General features: G+C 64.0%; 9 protein-coding genes. 7 read left to right on the top strand and 2 right to left on the bottom strand.

Going from position 1 to position 22,489, the window contains the following annotated elements; translation table 11 throughout:
• Positions 1 to 659 precede the first annotated feature (659 nt).
• The 3 genes from BM154_RS12780 to BM154_RS12770 are packed head-to-tail and all read left to right on the top strand — an operon-like array spanning position 660 to position 16,377.
• The gene (locus tag BM154_RS12780; protein WP_074884248.1) at positions 660 to 2,339 is read left to right on the top strand and encodes a ShlB/FhaC/HecB family hemolysin secretion/activation protein; all 1,680 of its coding nucleotides are present in this window, start codon (positions 660 to 662) and stop codon (positions 2,337 to 2,339) included.
• Positions 2,340 to 2,354: 15 nt separating this feature from the next.
• Complete coding sequence (locus BM154_RS12775) at positions 2,355 to 15,605, top strand: two-partner secretion domain-containing protein (protein WP_074884245.1); 13,251 nt, start codon at positions 2,355 to 2,357, stop codon at positions 15,603 to 15,605.
• A 43-nt stretch (positions 15,606 to 15,648) separates the two neighbouring features.
• Positions 15,649 to 16,377, top strand: a complete 729-nt coding sequence (locus BM154_RS12770; RefSeq protein ID WP_074884242.1) for a SapC family protein — start codon at positions 15,649 to 15,651, stop codon at positions 16,375 to 16,377.
• Positions 16,378 to 16,439: 62 nt separating this feature from the next.
• Here BM154_RS12770 and BM154_RS12765 read toward each other — a convergent pair whose 3' ends face one another.
• Positions 16,440 to 17,339, bottom strand: coding sequence for a DMT family transporter (locus tag BM154_RS12765; protein WP_074884239.1), 900 nt, complete (start codon positions 17,337 to 17,339; stop codon positions 16,440 to 16,442).
• Positions 17,340 to 17,470: 131 nt separating this feature from the next.
• Here BM154_RS12765 and BM154_RS12760 point away from each other — a divergent pair, with 131 nt between their 5' ends.
• Positions 17,471 to 17,908: an Lrp/AsnC family transcriptional regulator gene (locus tag BM154_RS12760; protein WP_074884237.1), complete on the top strand. Its 438-nt coding sequence runs from the start codon at positions 17,471 to 17,473 to the stop codon at positions 17,906 to 17,908.
• An 11-nt stretch (positions 17,909 to 17,919) separates the two neighbouring features.
• Here BM154_RS12760 and BM154_RS12755 read toward each other — a convergent pair whose 3' ends face one another.
• Positions 17,920 to 18,930 (bottom strand): AraC family transcriptional regulator, encoded by a 1,011-nt coding sequence (locus BM154_RS12755; protein WP_074884234.1) that lies wholly within the window; start codon positions 18,928 to 18,930, stop codon positions 17,920 to 17,922.
• A 559-nt stretch (positions 18,931 to 19,489) separates the two neighbouring features.
• On the opposite strand from BM154_RS12755, the gene antA reads away from it, so the two are divergent.
• Genes antA through antC form a run of 3 tightly spaced genes read left to right on the top strand, consistent with a single transcriptional unit; the run spans position 19,490 to position 22,426 of the window.
• A complete protein-coding gene (antA, locus tag BM154_RS12750) occupies positions 19,490 to 20,887 on the top strand; it encodes an anthranilate 1,2-dioxygenase large subunit (protein WP_074884232.1) in 1,398 nt (465 codons plus the stop codon).
• 2 nt (positions 20,888 to 20,889) lie between these two features.
• Positions 20,890 to 21,381: an anthranilate 1,2-dioxygenase small subunit gene (gene antB, locus BM154_RS12745; protein ID WP_074885330.1), complete on the top strand. Its 492-nt coding sequence runs from the start codon at positions 20,890 to 20,892 to the stop codon at positions 21,379 to 21,381.
• 19 nt (positions 21,382 to 21,400) lie between these two features.
• Positions 21,401 to 22,426, top strand: a complete 1,026-nt coding sequence (antC, locus tag BM154_RS12740) for an anthranilate 1,2-dioxygenase electron transfer component AntC (protein ID WP_074884228.1) — start codon at positions 21,401 to 21,403, stop codon at positions 22,424 to 22,426.
• Positions 22,427 to 22,489: the final 63 nt, after the last annotated feature.

The raw sequence follows: 22,489 nt of genomic DNA, 5'->3' as shown, positions 1-22,489 counted from the left end.
GTTCAGCAGCAGGCTCCCGGCATGATGAAGCGCCTTTCCGGGCTTTGCCCTGCTCAGGGTGGAGCACCGCGGGTATCCCCCTGCGTTTCAGCACCTATCCCTCAGCAGCATTCAGACAAAACTCGCCTAGCCCGCAAACCATCGATTCACCTCCACGACCAGCATTGGCCATTCTTATGCGCCTATGGCGACCGCGTGGGTGACAGACACCGCTTCCCAAAGGCGCCTTCGCCGCACTGATTCGGCAACCAGCTATAGCAAGGTCTCGCAGCCACAACGCTGCCATCGGGACGCGTATTACTGAAGCTTGCCCGTCAAATCACTGGGCCACCCATCAACACTGGAAACAGCGCGGTGGCCGCAGAAAAGCTTGCGCGGGCTGTCAGTCGGAAAGTAACGAAGCGCCATGTTCGGCGCCGCCACTGACAAGATACCGTTCAAAGAGTTCGGCATGTTGAATGATTGGCGACAAGCGGTAGTGCAGTCCGTCGAGCGCCAGTATTACAGCGTCATCGTTGTGACTAGTATCGCGCCAAAATGTGGGCCAGTTCCTTGCGTTGAGTCAATTTGAGACGTGCGGATCCAGCGCCACACTGACATCTCTCGGCAGATAGCCATCACCCTCCTCCCTTTCGTTTGTCTTGCAGGATGCGATAAGCATGCGTAATTCTCTGCGCGCCATTCCCCCGGCGCTGTTGTTGGTCGGCCTGTCTGCTGCTCTCCCGGCTTTTGCCCAGATCCCCCAGGCTGCAGAGCCAGGGCGTCAGGCGCCGTTGCCGGTGATGCCGACACCATCGACCACAGGCGGCCCGATCCTGGTACCGCAGGCGCCCGCTGTTCAAGCACCCCAAGGCGCAGAGAATTTCACCCTGACCCTGCAGCAAGTGCAGATCGAGGGTGTGACGGTGTTTTCCAGTGAAGAGCTGGAGCCCCTGTATCGCGACAAGCTCAATCAGCAGGTGACGGTTCGCGACCTGTTCGCCATCGCCAATGCGCTGGAAGTGAAGTATCGAAATGCCGGCTATGTCACCACGCGGGTGGTGGTCCCTGCCCAGGAGATCGACGGCGGCAAGTTCCGCATTCAGGTGATCGAGGGCTTCGTTTCCGACGTGGTCTTCCCCGATGACATAGGCCCGGCCAAAGCGGCCGTGGCCAGGCTGATCGAGCCGCTGCGCAGCATCCGCCCAATCAACGTCGCCGATATCGAGCGTCGACTGCTACTCGCCAACGATCTGCCCGGCCTCACCGTGCGTGGCAGTCTCGAGCCCTCGCCGAGCGAACTGGGCGGCTCGGTCATCGTGGTCAATACCGAGCGCAAGGCCGTCGATGCCAGCCTGTCGCTGGATAACCGCAACTCCAAGTACCTGGGTGACGGCGGCCTGAGCGCCAGCGCCAGCCTCAACTCCTTTGCCAGCCGGGCTGACCGCCTGACGCTCAATGCCCGCACCTCGCTGCCCGTGGATCGCTCCTGGTCGGTCGGCGGGGTATACGACGCCCTGCTCAGCAGCAACGGGCTGACCGGCTCGCTGTCCAGCTCCTATGCCAATTCGAAACCGGGGCTGGAACTCGAAGAGCTGGACGTGGAGAGCAAAGTGATCTCCGAGGTGGCCGCCCTCACCTATCCGCTGATTCGTTCGCGTCGCGAAAACCTGCGTGTGTTCGGTGAGTTCGAGTATCGCAACGTGTACACCGATATCGCCGATGACGCCTTCAACCGCGACCGCCTGCGTATCCTGCGCGCTGGCCTGAGCTACGACCGCGCCGATAGCTGGAAGGGTGTCACTGCCGCGCGCGCCACCCTGCATCAGGGTCTGGACCTGATGAATGCCAGCGACCTGGGCTCCGACTACGCGTCGCGCTTCAATGGCCGCAGCGACTTCACCAAGGTCACTGCAGACCTGACGCGTGTCCAGCAACTGGCCGGCAACTTCAGCCTGCTTGGTACCGCCACGGGTCAGGTCACCAACCGCCCCCTGCTGGCCAGTGAGGAAATCGCCCTGGGCGGCCCGAACTTCGGCCGTGCCTTCGATGACGGCGAGGTAGCCGGTGACAATGGCTGGGCCGCTTCGCTCGAACTGCGCTACAACCACTTCGGAATCCCCGCCCTGCCGCACGGCGCTCAGTACTACGCCTTCTATGACGCAGGCCAGGTCTGGTCGAAGGGCGAAGTACGCTTCGAAGGTCACCAGAACCTGTTCTCCACCGGCCTGGGCGTGCGGGTCAACCTGCTCGCCAATCTGTATGCCACCGCTGAAATCGCCAAGCCCCTCAACCGCGATGTACAGACTGAAAATGACCGCGATGCACGCGCATTCTTCAGCCTCGTAGCCCATTACTGATAGCGAGCGCCTGCCATGAGCCCATTCATTTCCCGCCGCACCGCTCGCTCCAGCAAAGCAGCCGCCAGCTCCAGCCGCCCGGTGATCGTGCACCACACGCCATTGGCCCAGGCTACCCGGCACATCTCGGGGGCGCACCAGCGCACCCTGACCACCCTGTTCGGGGCGACCGCCAGCGTTTATCTGCTTGGCTCGCTGTTCGGCGTGCAGGCGTACGCCAACCCGGCTGGTGGCAGCGTGGTCGCCGGCAACGCCAGCATCGTGCAGGCCACACCGGATACGCTGAACGTCGTTCAGTCGAGCAACAAGGCGATCGTCAACTGGCAGAGCTTCAGCATCGGCGCCGGTGAAACGGTCAATTTCCAGCAGCCGAGTGCCAAGAGCGTGACCCTCAACCGGGTTACCGGCAACGACCCTTCGGCGATCTTCGGCAGCCTCAATGCCAACGGCACGGTCATGCTGGTCAACCCCAACGGCGTGGTCTTCGGCGCCGGCTCGCGGGTCGATGTCGGCGGCCTGGTGGCCACTACCGCCAATATCAATGACGCCGATTTCATGGCTGGCAACTATGGGTTCAACCAGGCATCGGCGAACAAGGACGCACGCATCGTCAACCACGGCGACATCAGCATTCGTGATGCCGGGTTGGCCGCCCTGGTCGCCCCTGGCGTGGAAAACGCCGGCACCATCGAGGCTCGCCTCGGCAAGGTTGCCCTGGGCGGCGCCGAGACCTTTACCCTGGACTTCCAGGGCGATGGCCTGCTCAGTTTCAGCGCCAACTCGGTGGTCACGCAGGCGCCGGTGGGCAACCAGGGCAAGGCGCTGGTGGTCAACAGCGGGCGTATCTCCGCCGACGGTGGCTCGATCGAGCTGTCGGCACGTGCGGTGCAGGGGGTGATCGACAACGTCATCAATACCGACGGCGTAATCACCGCCAACTCGGTGGGGGCGAAGAACGGCAAGATCGTACTGTCCGGCGGCGATGCCGCGGTGAGCATTGCCGGAGAGGTCACGGCGACTGGCTCTGGCACTGGCGAGCGTGGCGGCAGCCTGGCCGTGACCGGCCGTGACGTGAGCGTGGCTGCCGGTACGCGTATTGACGTGTCGGGCCAGGCTGGCGGTGGCCAGATCGCCCTGGGCAGCGACGGCAAGGATGGCTCGGCCTGGGCCAAGGGCAGCGTGGCCGTGGCCAAGGGCGCGACCCTTGCAGCCGACGCGACGGCCAAGGGGGACGGCGGCAAGGTCACCCTGCTGGCAGAGAAGAACACCCGTTTCGAAGGCAGCATCTCCGCCAAGGGCGGCGCCCAGGGCGGTAACGGCGGTTTCAGCGAGGTTTCCAGCCGCGACACCATCGTCCTGGCAGGCGACGTCGACCTCAGCGCGGCCAAGGGCAAGACCGGCGAGTTGCTGATCGACCCGGCCACCCTGAACATCACCGATGCCAGTGCCGCCAGCAACAGCGGCAACCAGGTCAGCCGTGGCTGGCTGGAAGGCCAGGCAGCCAACGCCAACATCACGCTGGAGGCCGATGGCCTGATCACCATCGAGAAGATGGCCAGCAACCTGATCGATCTGAAAACCACCAGCGGCAACAGCTTCACCCTGCGCTCGCTGAAGAGCGACGGTATCGTCTTCGCCGATGCGGCCACCGAAATCCGTACCCGGGGCGGCGCCATCACCCTGGAAGCGCTGGGTGTAGGCAGCACGCTGAGCAACATCGGTAAGCTGACCACCGCCGGCGGCGACATTTCCCTGGTTTCCAACAGCGGCATCACCCTGGGCAATGCGCTTGCAGCCGGCAGCGGCAACGCCACCGTACAGACCATCGCCGGTTCCATCGCCAGCCTGTCCGACAACGCCAGCATCAGCGGCTCACGGGTTGCGCTGCTGGCCGCCACGGGCAATCTGGGCACCGCCAACACTGCGCTGCGAACCTCGACCTCGGCGCTGACCCTGCAAACCGGCGGGCATTTCAACGTGACCAACGATGGCAGCCTGAACAGCCTGTCGATCACCAGCCGGCACATTCTGCCAACTGCCAGCAACACCTACGCGCTGTCCTCCAATGGTCTCGATTTCGCCATGGCCGATGGCAGCGAATATGATCTGCAACGGGTGACGCAGAACGGCCTGGACTTCACCTTCAGTGGTGATCGCAGCATGCGGCTGGGCCGACTCGACCTGGGCAGCGGTGCTCTGGCCCTGACCTCGAGCACCGGCAGCCTGCTGGCCGGCGCCGACAACCAGCTGCGCGCGGCATCGCTGACGTTGAACGCGGCGGGCCAGATCGGCTCCACCACCGCAGCATTGAATACCGCCAGCCCGCTTATCCAGGCCAGCGCACTCAACGGCGGCCTTTACCTGAACAACCAGGGCGCGTTGAACCTCACGGCGCTGGCCACCGGCAACGTTGCCGTGACCACCAGCGGTGCCCTGACCCTCAATGGCCTGACCGCCACCAACCGCTCGGTTACGCTGACCGCCAATGGCGGCGACATCCTCAGCCGCAACGGTCTGATCCTGGACGCAGGTGCGCTGATCCTCAATGCCTCCGGCGCATTGGGCAGCCAGAGCAATCGCCTGCTCAGCAACGCCACCTCCCTGAGCGGCAGCAGTGGCAGTGGCGGTATCTACGCCACCCTGAGCGGCAGCTCTGCCACCCTGAACCTGCTTTCCACAGACGGTGCCATCGACCTCAAGACCAGTGGCACCACCACCGCCACCCGCCTGCAATCGCTCAACACCAGCGGCGACTCGACCCATGGCGTGCGCCTGGAAGTGGCCAGCGGCAACCTGTTCCTGGGCGACATCGGCTCGGGAAGCGCGGCCGACGTCCTGCTGCGCCTGCTCGGCAGCGGCATGGTCAATTCCCTCTCTGGCACGCGCGTCAGCGGTCGCCGGGTCACCCTGGACAGCTCCCTCACTGAGGGCGGCAACGTCAACATCAATACCGCTGCCGCGCAGCTCGACGTGCAGAGCCGTGGCGCTGTCGCGGTCGACCAGTTGGGCAGCGTGCGTGTAGAGCGCCTGGTGTCCGGCGCCTCGTCGGCCAGCCTGGTCAACCAGAGCGGCGACAGCACACTGGTAAGCGTCAGCGCCAACGGGCAGATCACCCTGACCAGCCGTGACGGCTCCATCCTCGATGACGGCGACAGCACCACCGCCATCGTCACCAGCGGCGCCGGTCAGGTCAGCCTGAATGCCTCCCGGCACCTGGGCGAGGCTACCGCCAGGCTGTCCAGCAAAGCCCAGTCGCTGAGCCTTACCAGCGGTGGCGACATCTACCTGAACAACGACGCCAACCTCAATACACTGCTTATCGACAACCGGCATGCCGAGGCTGGCCGCGCCAACGTTCTGCAGGTCAGTTCGCCTTACCAGGGCTTCGCCATCAGCAACGATGGCAGTCGCTACCTGCTGAGCAACGTCGACAGCGCCCTGCTGAACACCTTCTCCTTCACGGGCGACCAGAGCCTGGTGATCGGCCAGGTACGCGGCTCCACCGCCTCCGCCATCACCCTGCGCGCCACCGCCGGTGACATTCTCGACGATGGCAATGCGCAAAGTCGCATCACCGGCGCCCGGGTCTCGCTGAGCGCGGCAGCGGGCTCACTGGGTAACGCCGCACAGGCGCTGAACCTCAACAGCGCCGACCTGACGCTCAACAGCGCTGGCAACGTCTACCTCGACAACCTCGCCGATCTCGCCTCGCTGAACCTCACCAGTCGGCATGCCGACCCGGCAGCGCGCTACACCTACCGCCTGACTGCGCCGTCTCTGGTACTCGACCTGAGCGATGCAGCCGAGGGCTACCGCTTCAATACCCTGACCGATATCAGCGGCCTGAGCTTCACCTTCAACGGTGACCGTGACCTGCGCCTGGGCGACATCAACCTGACGCGCTCTGGCAACCTGAATCTCACCAGCAGCAACGGCTCGATATTCGACGATGGCGACAGCGCAACCCGCATACTGGCTTCCAGCGTGGCCCTGACTGCCGCTGCCGGCTCCATTGGCAGCCATGCCACGCCGCTGACGCTGGTCGCCCAGTCAATCAATGCGAACGCCTATGCGGGTGCTGTCGAGTTGCTGCTGGCCATGCCTACCAACTCGCTGATCAACCAGACCCAGCTGCGCGCCAACGCTTATAGTGGCGACATCAACGTCACCGCCTTGCAGGGCGACCTGCAGCTCGCCGGCATCTATGCCTCGGGAGACGTACGCCTCAATAGCGCCAACGGCTCCATGAGTTACGGCACCGGCACCGTCAGCGGCGCCAACCTCACCCTGACCGCCAACGGCGCCCTGGGCAGTGTCGGCCAGGAGCTCCAGCTCAACAGTAACGGGCTGGTCACAGCCGTTGCACAGGCCGGTGACATCGCGCTTTACAACCTGAGTTCGAGCTTCAAACTCGGCAACATCGATGCCGGCACCGCCAACCTCTATCTGCGCGGCAACGGCAGCCTGGTGGATGACGGCGACAGTGGCACGCGCCTGCGTGGCGCCGCCATCACGCTGAATGCCAACGGCACCCTGGGCACTGCCGACACCGCATTGCTGCTGGCAACGGGCAAGCTGACCGCCTCGGCCAACGGCCGTATGAACCTGGTCAACCAAGGCAGCCTCAGCGACTTGAGCCTGACCGGCAAGGGTGCGGCCTCCAGCATCTCGCTGGTGGATGGCAACATCGGCAGCTTTGCAGTCGACAATGCCGGTGGCGCCTATTACCTGCAGAACATCAGCGCCCTTGGCGCCCTGAATTTCAGCTTCACCGGCAACGCCACCAACATCCGCGTAGGCCACCTCGACACCGCTGGCGGTTCGGCAAGCCTGAGCAGCACCGGCAGCATCGGTACCGATGGCAGCACGGGTACCCATATCGCGGCCAATACCGTGGCCCTGAAAGCTGGCAGCTCGATCGGCGCCAGCGGCGATAACAACACCCTGTTGTTGTCCGGCACCTGTAACCTGTCCCTGGAAGCGGCGGGCAACTTCCATGTAAGCGCTGACCGCGCGCTCAATAGCCTGGCGCTGACCGTCAACAACGCTGGCAACTCGAGCAACCTGTTCGCCATCGCCGCCAGCGGCCAGACCTACACCCTGAGCGATGACGGCGCGGGTACCCACCGCCTGGTCGACATCTCCGGCAGTGGCCTGAACACCTTCAGCTTCACCGGCAACAAGAACATCGCCGTGGGCAGCATCATCGCCAACACGGCGGTAAGCCTGAAGACCAGTGCCGGCGCGAGCAATACCATCAGCCAGATAGACGCATCGGGCACCGCCATCACTGCCGGCAGCGTGACCCTGCATGCTCAGCGCAACTCCAATGATCTCGCCCACGGCAGCATTGGCCTCGCCGACAATTACCTGCGCCTCAATACGTCAGCTTTGAGCGTCTATACCACCGGCAACCTGTATCTGGCCAATAGCGGGGCACTCACTACCCTGGGCATGACCCTGCGCCATAGCAGCACAGCCGCCAATGCCCCGGTTTACACCTACCGCCTGACTTCCAGCGGCCTGAACTTCAACGTGGGCGACAGCAACACGCTGACCTCGATCAACTCGCTGACTCAGAACGGGCTGAACTTCAGTCTCGACAGCGACCGCGGCATCTCGGTAGGTACCCTCAATACCGGAAGCCGCACCAGCGGCTCGGTGACCCTGAGCAGCAGCGCCGGCTACAACACCAGCACCGGCCTGCGCGCCGGGATCAGCGGCGGCACCATCACCTCGGGCGCGGTCAGCCTTTCCGCCGCCAGTTACATGGGCTACCTCAATACCAGCACCACTACCGACAGGCTGGCATTGAGTTCGGCTGGCGACGTGTCGGTCAGCAACAGCGGCAACCTCTCCAGCCTGTCGCTGACCGCCAACGTCAACAACAACAGCAATGCTGCCGCCTACAACATCACCGCGAACAACATCAGCGCGGGCAACATCAGCTATGACCCTTCGGTGTTTGGCCTGCGGCTGAACAACGTGGTGGCCGACAATCTGGCACTGACGATCAATACCGGACATACCCTGACGGTGAACACGGTCAACACCGGGATCGCCGGAAGCGCCACCTTGACCACCAGTGGCACGCTGCAGGGGCAGGCGAGCAACGCGCATATCAGTGCCGGCAGCGTGACCCTCAACGCCAGGTCGGTCGGCGTGTACGCCAGCTCGGCGCCGCTGCTGCTGAGCACCTCGCAGCTGGCTGGCACGGTGTCGGGCTACCTCAACGTGGCCAACAGCGGCGTTGGCAACCTGACGCTGGGCAACCTCACCCTGGGCTCGGGACGCATCACCAACGACGCCTCGATCCTTTACGGTGATGCCTCGATAAAGGCCACCAGCTTGGTCCTGCAGGCCACCAACGGCAGTATCGGCAGCGCTGCCAAGCACCTGCGCCTCGACGTGCGTGACCTCAGCCTGAGCAGCGATAACGACCTGTATGTCGATGGCACTACGGATTTCTACTCGCTGAACGTCAGCAACACCCATGCCCAGGCCAATCGCCAGAACGTGCTTCAGGTAACAGCGCCGCAGCTGCTCTTCGACATCGTCGACAATGGCAGCCGCTACGTGCTCAGCCAGGTCAGCGACGCCAGCGGCGTGGACTTCTCCTTCTACGCGGACAAGGACATCCAGGTCAGCACGGTGGACGCTCAGCGTGGCCGCAGCATCTCGCTGTCGGCCGCGGGCAACCTGATCAGCCAGGGTGCCGACCTCAATGGCGACGTGGTCCGGCTCGCTGCCAGCGGCGCGATCGGCACGAGCGCAGCGGTATTCGACAGCCACGCCCTGAGCCTCGACCTCAGCGCCGGCCGTGATATCTATGTGGCCAACAGCCTGGACCTGTCCGCGCTGAGCCTTTACAACACCCAGGCAGGCAACATCGGCGCCAGCTATAGCATCACTTCGGGCCCGGCATTCGGCTCGGCCACCCCGACACTGACCCTGGTAGCGAGCGATGACGGCACCAATACGCTCATCGACCAACTCAGCGACAGCACCGGTATCAACTTCACGGCCCGTACCGCGCAGCACAACCTGCTCTACGGCAACCTCAACACTTCGCCGACCGGTGTAAGCAACGGCGGGCAGCTCAGCCTGATCAGCGCCAAGGCCATTGCTGCCAAGGACGGCAGCAGCTACATGACTGCCGCCAAACTGTCGTTCCTGACCTATGATGCAGCCGGCATTGGCGCCAGCGGCAGCGCCCTGAAGTTCTCCGCGCCGTTGCTGGACCTGAACGTCACCGGCAGCTATTTCCTGGCCGCCGATGTGCACCTCGACGAGCTGGCCATCAACACCCAGCGCCAGGCCGGCGGCAATGTGGCCACCTACCAGCTGGCGGCGACCGGCCTGAGCTACGCCGCAAGCGACGCCAGCGGCGGCACTACGCTGAACATCAGCGACAGCCAGGGCCTGCGCCTGACCTACAGCAGCGGGCGCAGCCTGGTGCTGGGCGAGATGGATCTGGGCAGGACCAGCAGCCTGGGTCTGAGCGTGCTCAACAGCGGCGCCTCGATCAGCGGTGATGGCGACGCCACCCATGGCATCACCACCGGTACCCTGAACCTCTATTCGCAATCCGGCAGTATCGGCGCAAGCAATGCCGTGGTACGCGCCGACGCCGCCAACGTCACCGCCAATGCCCAGGGCGGCGGCGTGCGCGTGTCGCTGAGCAACCCATCGGCACTGAGTGGCGTCACGGCCAGAGGCGACAGTTATCTGGACAACAGCGTCGGCGATATCGCCCTGGGCTCGATCAACCTCAATGGCAACAAACTGTTCGTCACCAACACCGGCGGTTCGATCCTCAGCGGTACGCTGCAGAATGTCACCGAGGTGACCCTGGATGCTTATGGTTCCATCGGCAATGTCAGCGCAATCACCACCTCGGCACTGAACAACGGCACCACCACGCTCACGGCTACCGCCCGCAGCAATGCGCGCGGCGCTACCGGCAGCATCGCGCTGAACGAGTCCTTCAACCTGGTTGCCAATACGGTGGTCGCACCTGGCGGCGTGACCCTCAACGCAGGCCGGGCGCTGACCGTCGGCACCGTCAACGCCACCGACGCAGCCGTTGCCCTGACTGCCAGCCGGGGTAATCTGGCGGGCTTGTCCGGCAATCGCGTCACCGGCGCTAGCGTAAGGCTTTCAGCCGATTACGTTTCCCCGGGGGAGACCTACTCCATCGGCAGTTCCGGCACGCCCATCAACCTGAGCACAGCGAATCTGGACCTGGTGTCGGCGCAGAATATCTACGTCAACAACAACCGCACCCTGGACAGCCTGAGCATCACCCGCAACCGTAGCCAGTACGCCACCGGCGGCAGCATTTCGGTCACCTCCAGCGGCCTGGTGGCCAACCTCAGCGACAGTGCCATCAGCAACCTGAGCGGCAATGGCCTGAATTTCACCTTCAATGCCAATCAGGCGCTGAGCATCGGCACAATCAACGTCGGCAACACCGGCAAGGTCGTGTTGAGCAGCCAGGGCTATCAGCGCGACGGCAGTATCACTGCGCTCGACGGCAACTCGCTGATCACCGCCGGCAGCCTGAGCCTCAGCGCCAGCAACGCATACCTCTCCAACGCCTATACACCAGGCTCCATCGGTTCCGCCGGCCTGGCCCTGCGCACCTCGGTCAGCAACATCAGCGCCACCGCACCGGGTGTGATCAACCTCGACAACCAGGGCAGCGTGCGCCTGGACAACCTCAGTGCCGGCGGCAATATCTCGGTGGTCACGCGTAACGGCGGCGACATCTTCCTCGGCGCCCTGGCATACGGCAATGGCAGTTCGCTGTCGCTCAACGCCAATGGCAGCATCCTGGCCGGCACGGCAACGCTGAGCAGTACCGCCGGGGCCATCGTTCTGGAAGCCGTCAACGGCATCGGCAGTGCCGACGCAGCGGTCAAGGTCTCCTCCGGAGTCAACCCGGTGACCGCCAAGGTCAACGGTAGCGGTGACATCCACCTGGAAACCAGCAACATGAGCGGCGGCCTGCGCACCCTGAGCAATGGCGGCGATACCTTCATCAAGGCCAACGGTAACCTGCTGCTCTCCCAGGCCACCTCCCAGGGCGGCAACATCCGCGTCGACGCCAGCGGCAACCTCACCACCGACCAATTGGATGCCGCTAGCGGCAACATCGCCCTCAACGCGGTCAGCATTCTTGCGCTCAACGGCAGCAGCGCGATCCGTGGTCAGGGCATCGATATCGTCAGTAGCGGTCTTGGCGGTGTCGGCAGCAGCAGCCAAGGCCTCAACACCATCGGCCGCAACGTCACGGTGAGCAGTGCAGGCGGCAACATCTACCTGTCACCCAGCGAAGCCTCCACCCTGGCGGTGGTTGCCTCCAACGGCGGTGCAATCGTCGTGCGCGCCGGCAGTGACCTGTTGCTCGGCAGCCTGCTTTCCAGCGGCGGCCTGATCGACGCCAGTACCACGGGCAACCTCTACGTGGGCAACGTCAACGCAGGCGGTGGCGACGTCAAGCTGTCCGGCGGGGCCATCAAGGCCGACGACGGGCAGACCTCGCTGATCATCGGCTCGGCCGTGGACCTGCGCGCAGTGAGTGCCATCGGTGACGTGGCGCGTGCGCTGCAGACCCGCACCGGCAACCTGAGCGCGCTGGTCAGTGGTAACGGTGACTTGTATCTGGTCGACAGCAACGCGGCGGGCCTGCGCCTGGAAAGCGTGCGCACCCAGAACGGGCTGATCGACATCCGTGCCGCCGGTCCCCTGCAGGCGGCCTCGGTGGTATCCAGCAGCGATGCCGCAGGCAATGACATTCGCCTGCAAAACGCCCTGGGTGACCTGCTGCTGGGTAGCCTCAGCGCCGGCCAGACCCTGGGCAGCGTGAACCTGATCTCGGCGGGCAATGTCGCGCGCCTGGGCAACGACGTGCAGAACGTGAGCGCTCACAGCCTGTCGATCAATGCCGACGGCAACATCGGCAGCGTCACCGATGTGATGACTGGCACGGTGGATGCGCTGCGTACCCGAATCGGCGTACTGACCCTGGCCGATGCGGCCAGCCAGGTCGCCATCACCAACAGTTCAGCCCTGAGCATCGGCGCCAATGCGGTGCAGATCGGCATCGATGGCAAGCTCTACCTCAGCAGCACGGGCGATCTGGACGCCACCCAGTTGCTCGCCCCGGTCAATGGCGACCTGGCGCTACTGAGCAGTGGTGTGCTGCGCTTGCCGCAGTCGGCACTGACCACCAGCGGTAACCTGCGCGTGGAAGGTGCGGTGGATATCCTGCGTGACGGCCTTACGCCGCGCAGCATCGCCCTCAACGCCGGGGCCTTGCGCTTCGTCAGCGGCAGCCAGGGCGGGCTCACCACGCTCGACAGCCAGAGCGGCAATCTCTACGTACGCAGCAACGCCAACGACCTGGTGGTCGTCAACAAGGGCCAACTCAGTGCGCTCAGCGTGCTGGGCACCGGCAATATCGACTTCACCAACGACCTGGGCTTCGTCGCCAATGCCATTGCCACCAGCGGTAGCGGCAAAACCCTGAACCTGACCGCGCAGCAAGGCGATATCACCCTCGTCGGCGCCCTCGCCGGCCATGCCTTGACCGCTACCATCAAGGCCAACGACGGCAACGTCGACCTGCAACAGGTCGCCAGCGGCCTCACGGCGCTGTCCATCGAGGCCAACGCCATCAGTCTGGTCGGGGTAAACAGCAACGGTGCCCAGCAATACAGCGGCAACACCTCGCTGCGCGGCAATTACCTGACCACTGGAGGCACCTTCACGGTCAATGGCGCCACCCATCTGTTGGGCGCGACGAATATCCTCAGTGGCAACGGCGCGGTGGTCCTCGGCACGGTGGACGGCAACCAGGCGCTGAGCATCGCCAATGGCAGCGGCAGCGTGCGCTTCGACGGCAGCGTAGGCGCCAGCGAAGCGCTCGCCAGCCTGGATGTCAGCGGCACAGGCAGGCTGCTGCTCGCGGGCGACATCCTCACCTCGGGTGCCCAGCAGTACCGCAATGTGCAGTTGGCTGGCAACAGCACCCTGACCAGCCAGCAGGCAGGCGTGAGCTTCGCCGGTCTGGTCGATGGCGCCCATGACCTGCTGGTGATCAGCAACGATGCCGGCGACGTGAATTTCCTGGGCGCCATCGGCAGCCTGGCCCGCACCGGTGCCATTCGTGTGCAGACCGCCGGCGACTCCAACTTCGCCAGCAGCGTGCGTGCGGCCTCGGTCTATACCGATGATCCGGGCTCCGTGCGCCTCGCTGCCAATGTGGACACCACGGGCAATCAGTACTACGGCGAACGCCTGAATCTGGCCGCGGACATCCTGCTCAGCGGCGCCCAGGTGACCCTGGCCGCAGGTGCCAACGGCGCCCAGGCACTGTCGATCATCGGCAATGCCGTGCTTGGCGGGCCGGTTGGCGAGGATCAGGCGCTGTCTTCCCTGAGCATCAGTGGTGCCGCCCTGCTGCAGGGTGGCTCGATCAGCACCCGTGGCAGCCAGACCTATCTGGGTGCCGTAACCCTGGTCAGCGATACCCGCCTGAACACCTCGGGCGGCAACGTCACCTTGGCCTCCAGCCTGGACGGCAGCCATGATCTGAACATCGCCAGTGCTACCGGCGACGTGCGCTTCAATGGCGTGGTCGGCGGGCTGCAGCGTCTCGGCGCGATGCAGATCGACAGCGACGGTACCAGCCACTTCGGCACGGCACTCAAGGCCGCTACGCTGCAAACCAGTGCCGGTGGCGTGCTGGAAATCGCCGGCGGTCCTATCGACACCCTTGGCACCCAGCGCTACGGCGAACACCTTACCCTCTCCACCGATACCGTGCTCAAGGCCAGCGAAGTGATCCTCCTGGCAGGCGTGGACGCCAGGCCGGGCGCAAGCCAATCGCTGCTCATCGATGGCAATGCAACGCTGGCCGACGTCGGCGCTACGACGGCGTTGTCCACCTTGAGTATCACCGGTACCGGTACCCTCAAAGGTAATGTGACCACCACGGGCGTCCAGCATTACGCCGAGAAGCTGGTGATCGACACCGATGCCGTACTCAAGGCCAGTAGCGTGACCCTCGCCAAAGGCGTAGGCGGCCGGGTGGCCGGCGAGCAGTCGCTGCGTATCGAAGGCGATGCGCTGATCGGCGGCGAGCAAGGCGCAGGCGCCCCGCTCGCCAGCCTCAGCGTAGCGGGCAGCACGCGCTTCAACGGTGGCTCGCTGGTGACCACTGGCGACCAGCGCTATCAGGGCGCCGTCACCCTCGATGGCAACCAGTCGCTGAGCAGCACCCGCGGTTCCCTGTCGTTCGGCGCCAGCCTCGACAGTGGCAACCGCTCTTCCCTGACCCTGTCCGCCGGACAGCACATTCGGGTTGAGGGTGCGGTCGGTGGGCAGTCCGCGCTGGGTACCCTGACCCTCGACGCCGGCGACAGCATCGACTTCGCCTCCAAGGTCCGGGTGGGCAGCGTTCAGCAAGCGGCGGCAGGTGGCCTCACCCGCTTCTCCGGCGATCTGCTGGCCGATGGCGCAGACGGTATCGTGGTGAGCGGCAAGGGCTTCGTGTTCGAAGGGACGGTAACCGCCGAACAAGGCGGCGTGGCGGTGCACAACAGCGATGATCGGGGCTCGATCATCTTCAAGGCCGCCATTCGTGCGATGCGCGACTTCAAGCAGACCGGCGGCGCTGAAGTATATCTGCCGGACAGCATCACCATCGGCAATGGCGGCATCGAGTTGCAGAGCGTGGCCAAGATCCTCTCCGAGAAGGCGACCTTCAGCACCTCCGACGATATCGTGATGACCGGCCTTCTGGCCCCAACCACCTGGCTGACCCTGTCCTCCGGCAGCGGCGCACTGAACATCGGCAAACCAGGCGGCAACGCACAGAACGGCAGCCTTCTGCAGGTTGGCCGCCTCACCGTGCCGACTGCCGGCTCGGCCAGGCTGTACGGCAGCATCGCTGGGGTCGGTGGCCGTCAGGTCGCACGGGATATCGACTCGGCACTCAAGCGTGCGCCCTACTTCATCAACGACACGCCGTGGGGCGGAGATGAATCCATCGCCCAACTGATCGCCTCGACCGTACCGCACTCGGCCATTCCGACCACGCCGCAGGCCAGCCCTCTGTTCACCCAGCGCATGGATCCCCGAGGCCTGACCCCGGAGCCGCTGGACGTGTACATGTCGCCGCAAGTGCTCAACACCGCTCGCTTTGCGGCGGGTTGTACCACCGACACGACCAGTGGCGCTCTGCGTTGCCAGCTTTGAGCGAGAATGTGACCCATATGAAAGAAGCAAAGAGAGTTTTGCGATGACCACCACAGCACTGCCGGTTTTCTACAAGCAGCCACGCCCGCTGCGCGCCGAACAGGACGCCAGCCTCGGCCTGGCCGAAGCGAGCGACTACCGCTTCGCCACCGCGAGCAATTCGGTGCCGCTGGTAGCGGCGGAGTTCACCCAGGTGTGCAAGCACTACCCCATCGTCTTTGCCGAGGGCGAAAAACCGCAACCGGTAGCCCTGCTCGGCCTGCGCAATGGCGAAAACCTGTTCGTCAGCGAACAGGGGCAGTGGCAGGCGAGCTACGTGCCGGCATATGTCCGTCGCTACCCGTTCATCTTCATGGAGAACAGCGACAAGAGCGAATACACCCTGTGCATCGACGAGGCCGCTGCGGGCGTGAGCCAAGAAGGGGGCCGCCCACTGTTCGAAGACGGCAAGCCGACTGCGCTGGTCGAGAACGCCCTGGCGTTCTGCCGGGACTATCAGGGCCACCATGTGTTCACCAACGGCTTCGTCGAGGCACTGGTGGAGGCCGGGCTACTCAATGACAACCGTGCGGATGTCACCCTGGCCACTGGCGAGAAACTGAGCATGGGCGGCTTCAAGGTCATCGACGAGACGCGCTTCAACCAGCTGCCGGCAGAAACCCTGGTGCTATGGCGCGAGCGCGGTTGGCTGCATCTGGTGTACTGCCACTTCATCTCGATGAGCAACTGGGCGGAATTGATCGACCTCACCACCGCACGCTCCCAGGCCTGACCTGCGCAGGCACCGTAACAGGTGCCTGCCCTTGCCCGGGAGCCAAGCGGCGAAACTCCCTCTCAACGGCTGAGCCTTGGCCAGCCGGCGATACGCAGCCCCCACCCCTGCTGCATCCCCGCAGCCGCCAGCAAAATGGCCGCCACACCGAGCCACTGCAAAACACTGAGCTGGTGATCGAAGGCCATCCAGTCAACGCCGATCGCCGCAACCGGGTAGATGAACGACAGCGCGCCGGTCAGCGCGGTAGGCAGTTTCTGGATGGCGCCGTAGAGCAGCACGTACATGCCGCCGGTGTGCACCAGGCCCAGGGTGAGCAGGATCGACCAGGTGTGCTGGCCCTGGGGTAGCCTGGTGAAGTCGGCCAGCGGCGCCAGCATCAGCACACCGACGCTGACCTGGATCAGCGCGATCAGGTGCGGCGGCACGCCCTTGAGTTTCTTGATGATCAGTGCCGCCACGGCGTACAGAAAGGCTGCGCCCAGCGCGAAGGCGATGCCCGTCAGGTAATCATCACCACCCTGCCCGGCGCTGCCATGGGCGCTGACGATGGCCAGCATGCCGAGAAACGAGATCGACAGCCAGGCAAGCTTTTGCAGAGTCAGTTTTTCACCGAGAAACAGCGCCGCCAGGATCACCAGCATGAACGGCTGCACGTTGTACACCGCCGTGCCGATGGAGATTGAGGCGCGCGAGTAAGAGGCGAACAGCAGCAGCCAGTTGCCGACGATGGCCACCCCGCTGATCACGGCCAACATGAGGGTAACGCGGCTTAGCAGGCCGAGGCGCAGGTGGCCCAGCAGCGCGCAGACCAGCAGCAGTGTCAGGGCGCCGAATACGCAGCGCCAGAACACCACGTCCAGCACCGGTAAACCGGACAGCAGAACGAACCAGCCGATGGTGCCGGAAATCAGCATGGCGGCGACCATTTCCAGCGTGCCTCTGTGGGTTTGCTTGTCCATCGATACGCTCCTTCAAGTAGTGCGCAAAGTATGGCGAGCGACTTGCAGCCGCTCCATGGCAAAAGGAAGGCAAAAACGGCGTGCAGGCTTTAGTATCAAGGCGAATTTCGGAAAACGCCTTTGGAGCGAGCATGACCGATGAAAAAGATCAGCAACTGATCAATGCGCTGATGGAGGACTCCCGTCGCTCGCTCAAGGCGCTGGCGCAGATCAGCGGCCTGTCCTCACCGAGCGTGGCAGAACGGTTGCGCAAGCTCGAAGAGAAAGGCGTTTTGAAAGGCTATGGCGTAGAGGTCGACCCGCGCGCCTTCGGCTACCAGCTGCAGGCCATCGTGCGCATTCGCCCCCTGCCCGGCCAGCTGCACGAGGTGGAGCGGCAGATCCAGGCCACGCCGCAGTTCACCGAGTGCGACAAGGTCACCGGCGAAGACTGCTTTATCGCCCGGCTTCACGTACGGTCGATGGAGCAGCTGGATGAGATACTCGACCACATCAACGTCTATGCACTGACCAACACCGCCATCGTCAAGAAGACCACCGTAAAGCGACGGCTGCCGTCGATGGCGTAAGAAGGTGGCCCTCAGTGCGAACGCGAGCGGTGTGCTTCGGCGCGCTGCAGCGTCATGCTCGGCGTTTCGTCGAACAGCTTGCGGTACTCGCAGGCAAAGCGCCCCAGATGGCTGAAACCCCACTCCATGGCAATCACGGAGATGTTGCACAGGCCCCGGCCTTCGAGAATTTCCTGGCGCACTGCGGTCAGGCGGTATTTTTTCAGGTAGGCCATGGGTGAAAGCCCGAAGTGCTTGCGAAACCCTTCGAACAGCTTGAAGCGCGATACGCCGGACGCTCGCTCGACATCTTCGAGCCGCAGCTCTTCACGCGCGTGGCTCTGGATGTACGCCCGGGCACGAACCAGATAATGGGGCATGCGGGCGCCGAGGGTTTCGCGCAACAATTCGGAATAGTTGTTGGGCTGCGCCAGGATCAACCCCTTGACCAGGGCACTCTCCACATCGCGGCTGAACATCAGTTGCCCGTAAAGCTCGCCACGCTCCATCTCCTCGATGAAATGCTTGGCCGTGCGCCACCAGGATGCCGCGTCGCCATTGACCGCATCCATGCCGGGCAGGAAACGCAGCGGCTGATGCATGGGGCGCTGCAGCATTTCCTCAAGGGTCTTGTTCATCGCCGTGCGACTGATGACCACCTGCAGCTTGCGGCAATTGCCGGCGATGCTCAGTTCCTGGCTTTCGTTGGGCGCGACGATCACGCCGTACTGGGAATCGGAATGCAGCCGCTCGCCGCCTCTGGCCAACTCCTGCTCGCCGCACAGCGGCAGGCTGATGCTGTAGCTGTTGAAGCTGTCGACATCAGCGATATCGACCGTCACGTCGGTGCCGTATTCGATGATCCCCAAGGTGGTCGACATCGATTTGAGCACGTTGGCGCTGTGGCGAAACTGGATGCGGCCCGGCCGGCTGGCTTTGAGTTGGTGGGGGCCGCAAATGGCCGACATCCACGAACGGGCGCCGGCAAGGTCGCTGTGATCGGCGTGGATATCACGCAAGTGAAATTCAGACTTCAGGCTCATCACGGGCACTCTTCAAGGCTGTTTTCTATGCGCGTTCTGCGACGCGTGCGCAACAGCGATGCAAGCCACAGGCCATGAAAGCGCCATCTGCAAGGCCTGCGAACTTTCCGGATAGCAATGCTCAACTTTTCGGATAACCCGGCTCACGGCGAGCCGACGGCAGCTTGCGCCAGACGACCTGAACGCCCCGTTACAGAGCGCTGCTTCGCTGGTTGCACCAGCACGTAGGCGGTGCGGGCGCCCAATGCACTGCAGCGTGCCGCCACCTGGTGCCGGCCCCTTCAGCCAAGCCCATGTGTGGCGTACCGACCCACCGTTGTTACCGTTTGGCCAGCCCCTGCAAAGTGGCCAGCAAGCGCTGAAAAAGCGGATATCGGCTGCTCCGACGCACGTGCTAGCCACGCCCGCGACCCCACCACCGCGCAAAATTTACGGCTCGCCTTTGGCCACAAAGCGGATAGCTGCGCCTGTTCCAGCCCCCGTTAAATGATCGCAACGAGGATGCCGCTGCTTGCGGCAAGTACCTCCCCCATGCACCCGATCCGACAGGTACAGGACCATGACACCAACAAGAAGCGTCGATCAGTGGAAGGACTTCATCAACGGCTGCCTGGACTTTCGCCCTGGCGAAGGCGTGTTCCGCATCGCCCGGGACATGTTCACCGAACCGGAGCTGTTCGACCTGGAGATGGAACTGATCTTCGAAAAGAACTGGATCTACGCCTGCCACGAGAGCGAGATCGCCAACCAGCACGACTTCCTGACCATGCGTGCCGGCCGCCAGCCGATGATCATCACCCGTGATGGCGAAGGCCGGCTGCACGCACTGATCAACGCCTGCCAGCACCGCGGCACCACCCTGACCCGGGTGATGAAGGGCAACCAGAGTACCTTCACCTGCCCGTTCCACGCCTGGTGCTACAAGAGCGACGGGCGCCTGGTCAAGGTCAAGGCGCCGGGCGAGTACCCCGAGGGTTTCGACAAGGCCACCCGCGGCCTGAAGAAAGCGCGCATCGAAAGCTACAAGGGCTTCGTATTCATCAGCCTGGATGCGACGGGCACCGACAGCCTGGAAGAATTCCTCGGCGACTCGAAAGTGTTCTTCGACATGATGGTCGCCCAGTCGCCCACCGGTGAGCTGGAAGTGCTGCCCGGCAAGTCGGCCTACACCTACGACGGCAACTGGAAGCTGCAGAACGAAAACGGCCTGGACGGCTATCACGTCAGCACCGTGCACTACAACTACGTGGCCACCGTGCAGCACCGCCAGCAGGTCAACGCCGAGAAGGGCGGCGCCAGCAGCACCCTGGACTACAGCAAGCTCGGCGCCGGCGACGCGCAGACCGACGACGGCTGGTTCTCCTTCCACAACGGGCACAGCCTGCTGTTCAGCGACATGCCCAACCCCACGGTGCGCCCTGGCTACGCCACGGTGATGCCGCGCCTGGTGGCCGAATACGGCCAGGCCAAGGCCGAGTGGATGATGCACCGCCTGCGCAACCTGAACATCTACCCCAGCCTGTTCTTCATGGACCAGATCAGCTCGCAGCTGCGCATCGTGCGCCCGGTGGCCTGGAACAAGACCGAGGTGATCAGCCAGTGCATCGGCGTGAAGGGCGAGTCCGACGCCGACCGCGAGAGCCGCATCCGCCAGTTCGAGGACTTCTTCAACGTCTCGGGCATGGGTACGCCAGACGACCTGGTGGAATTCCGCGAAGCCCAGCGCGGCTTCCAGGCTCGCCTGGAGCGCTGGAGCGATATCTCCCGGGGCAACGGCAAATGGGTCGAAGGCCCGACCGCCAACAGCGAGGCGATCGGCATTCAGCCGGCGCTGACCGGCACCGAATTCACCCACGAGGGCCTGTACGTCAACCAGCACAGCAACTGGCAGCGCTTCCTGTTGCAAGGCCTGGACAGGATCGCCCAGGACCAGCCCCTGAAGCTGCGCGAGGTATGAACATGAATCCGCAACTGCACTACCAGATCGAGCAATTCTTCTTTCGCAAATGCGAGCTGTGCGACGCCCAGGACTGGGACGCCTACCTGGCGCTGTTCAGCGAAGACAGCGAGTTCCACCTGCCGCAGTGGGAGTCCGAGCACAGCTACACCGTTGACCCGAAGAAAGGCATGTCGCTGATCTACTACGCCAACCGCTCCGGGCTGGAAGACCGGGTGTTCCGCATCCGTACCGGCAAGGCCGCCTCGACCATCCCGATGCCGCGCACCCTGCACAACATCAGCAACCTGCGCATCGCCGAACTGCCCGGCGGGCAACTGCAGGTCAAGGCCAACTGGACCACCCTGTACCACCGCCTGGGCCAGAGCGAGCACTTCTTCGGCTACGCCACCTACCACCTGCGCCCGAGCGGCGACAGCTTCGTGATCAGCCGCAAGCATGTGGTGCTGCTCAACGACACCATCAACTCGGTGCTGGATTTCTATCACCTCTGACCGTGCGGACGCAGACATCATGAATCACAAGGTCGCCTTCAGTTTCGCCGACGGCAAGACGCTGTTCTTCCCCGTCAACGGCAACGAGATCCTCCTCGACGCCGCGTTGCGCAATGGCATCAACATTCCCCTGGACTGCCGAGAAGGTGTGTGCGCCACCTGCATGGGCCGCTGCGAGTCGGGCAGCTACAGCCTTGACTACGTGGACGAAGAAGCCCTGTCGGAACAGGACCTGGCGCAGCGCAAGGTGCTGACCTGCCAGACCCGTGTGCAGTCCGACGCCTCGTTCTACTTCGATTTCGACTCCGCGCTGTGCGGCGCCAACCGAACCATTCAGGCCAGCAGCCGCGTGTGCCATGTAGAGCAGGTCTCGGCCGGCACCGCGATCCTGCACCTGGACGCCAGCGGCGACGAGCACCAACTGGACTTCTTGCCCGGCCAGTACGCACGCCTGCAGATTCCCGGCACCGACGCCTGGCGTTCGTACTCCTTCGCCAGCCAGCCGAGTGCCGAAAACCGCCTGCAGTTTCTCATCCGCCTGTTGCCCGACGGGGTGATGAGCAACTACATCCGCGAGCGCTGCCAGGTGGGCGATGAAATCCGCTTCGAGGCGCCCCTGGGCGCCTTCTACCTGCGCCAGATCGAACGCCCACTGGTGATGGTCGCCGGCGGCACGGGCCTGTCGGCGTTTCTCGGCATGCTCGACCAGATCGCAGAGCGCGGCGGCTGCGGCCAGCCGGTCACCCTCTACTACGGCGTACGCCAGCAGGCCGACCTGTGCGAACTGACCCGTATTCAGGCCTACGCCGAGCGCATTCCCGGCTTCAGCTTCGTGCCGGTGCTCAGCGAGGCCGAACCGGCCTGGGACGGACGGCGCGGCTACCTGGCCGAACACTTCGATGCCGCTGCGCTGCGCGAGGCGCCGTTCGACATGTACCTGTGCGGCCCGCCGCCAATGGTCGAGTCGGTAAAGACCTGGCTGAGCGAAAACGCTATCGACAACGGCCACCTCTACTTCGAGAAATTCACCGAGAGCAATACCTGAGACCGGCGGCAACAGATCGCCGGCTCGACCCGGTACCAATCGTTTTCCCACTGCCCCCCAACA

The organism is Phytopseudomonas argentinensis (genome assembly GCF_900113905.1).
Lineage (GTDB): Bacteria > Pseudomonadota > Gammaproteobacteria > Pseudomonadales > Pseudomonadaceae > Aquipseudomonas > Aquipseudomonas argentinensis.
This window is presented reverse-complemented; position numbering and strand designations above follow the sequence as displayed.

Excerpts from the sequence above, each read along its gene's own strand:
- BM154_RS12780 (WP_074884248.1), top strand. The coding sequence starts at position 660 with ATGCGTAATTCTCTGCGCGCCATTCCCCCGGCGCTGTTGTTGGTCGGC.
- BM154_RS12775 (WP_074884245.1), top strand. The coding sequence starts at position 2,355 with ATGAGCCCATTCATTTCCCGCCGCACCGCTCGCTCCAGCAAAGCAGCC.
- BM154_RS12770 (WP_074884242.1), top strand. The coding sequence starts at position 15,649 with ATGACCACCACAGCACTGCCGGTTTTCTACAAGCAGCCACGCCCGCTG.
- BM154_RS12765 (WP_074884239.1), bottom strand. The coding sequence starts at position 17,339 with ATGGACAAGCAAACCCACAGAGGCACGCTGGAAATGGTCGCCGCCATG.
- BM154_RS12760 (WP_074884237.1), top strand. The coding sequence starts at position 17,471 with ATGACCGATGAAAAAGATCAGCAACTGATCAATGCGCTGATGGAGGAC.
- BM154_RS12755 (WP_074884234.1), bottom strand. The coding sequence starts at position 18,930 with ATGAGCCTGAAGTCTGAATTTCACTTGCGTGATATCCACGCCGATCAC.
- antA (WP_074884232.1), top strand. The coding sequence starts at position 19,490 with ATGACACCAACAAGAAGCGTCGATCAGTGGAAGGACTTCATCAACGGC.
- antB (WP_074885330.1), top strand. The coding sequence starts at position 20,890 with ATGAATCCGCAACTGCACTACCAGATCGAGCAATTCTTCTTTCGCAAA.
- antC (WP_074884228.1), top strand. The coding sequence starts at position 21,401 with ATGAATCACAAGGTCGCCTTCAGTTTCGCCGACGGCAAGACGCTGTTC.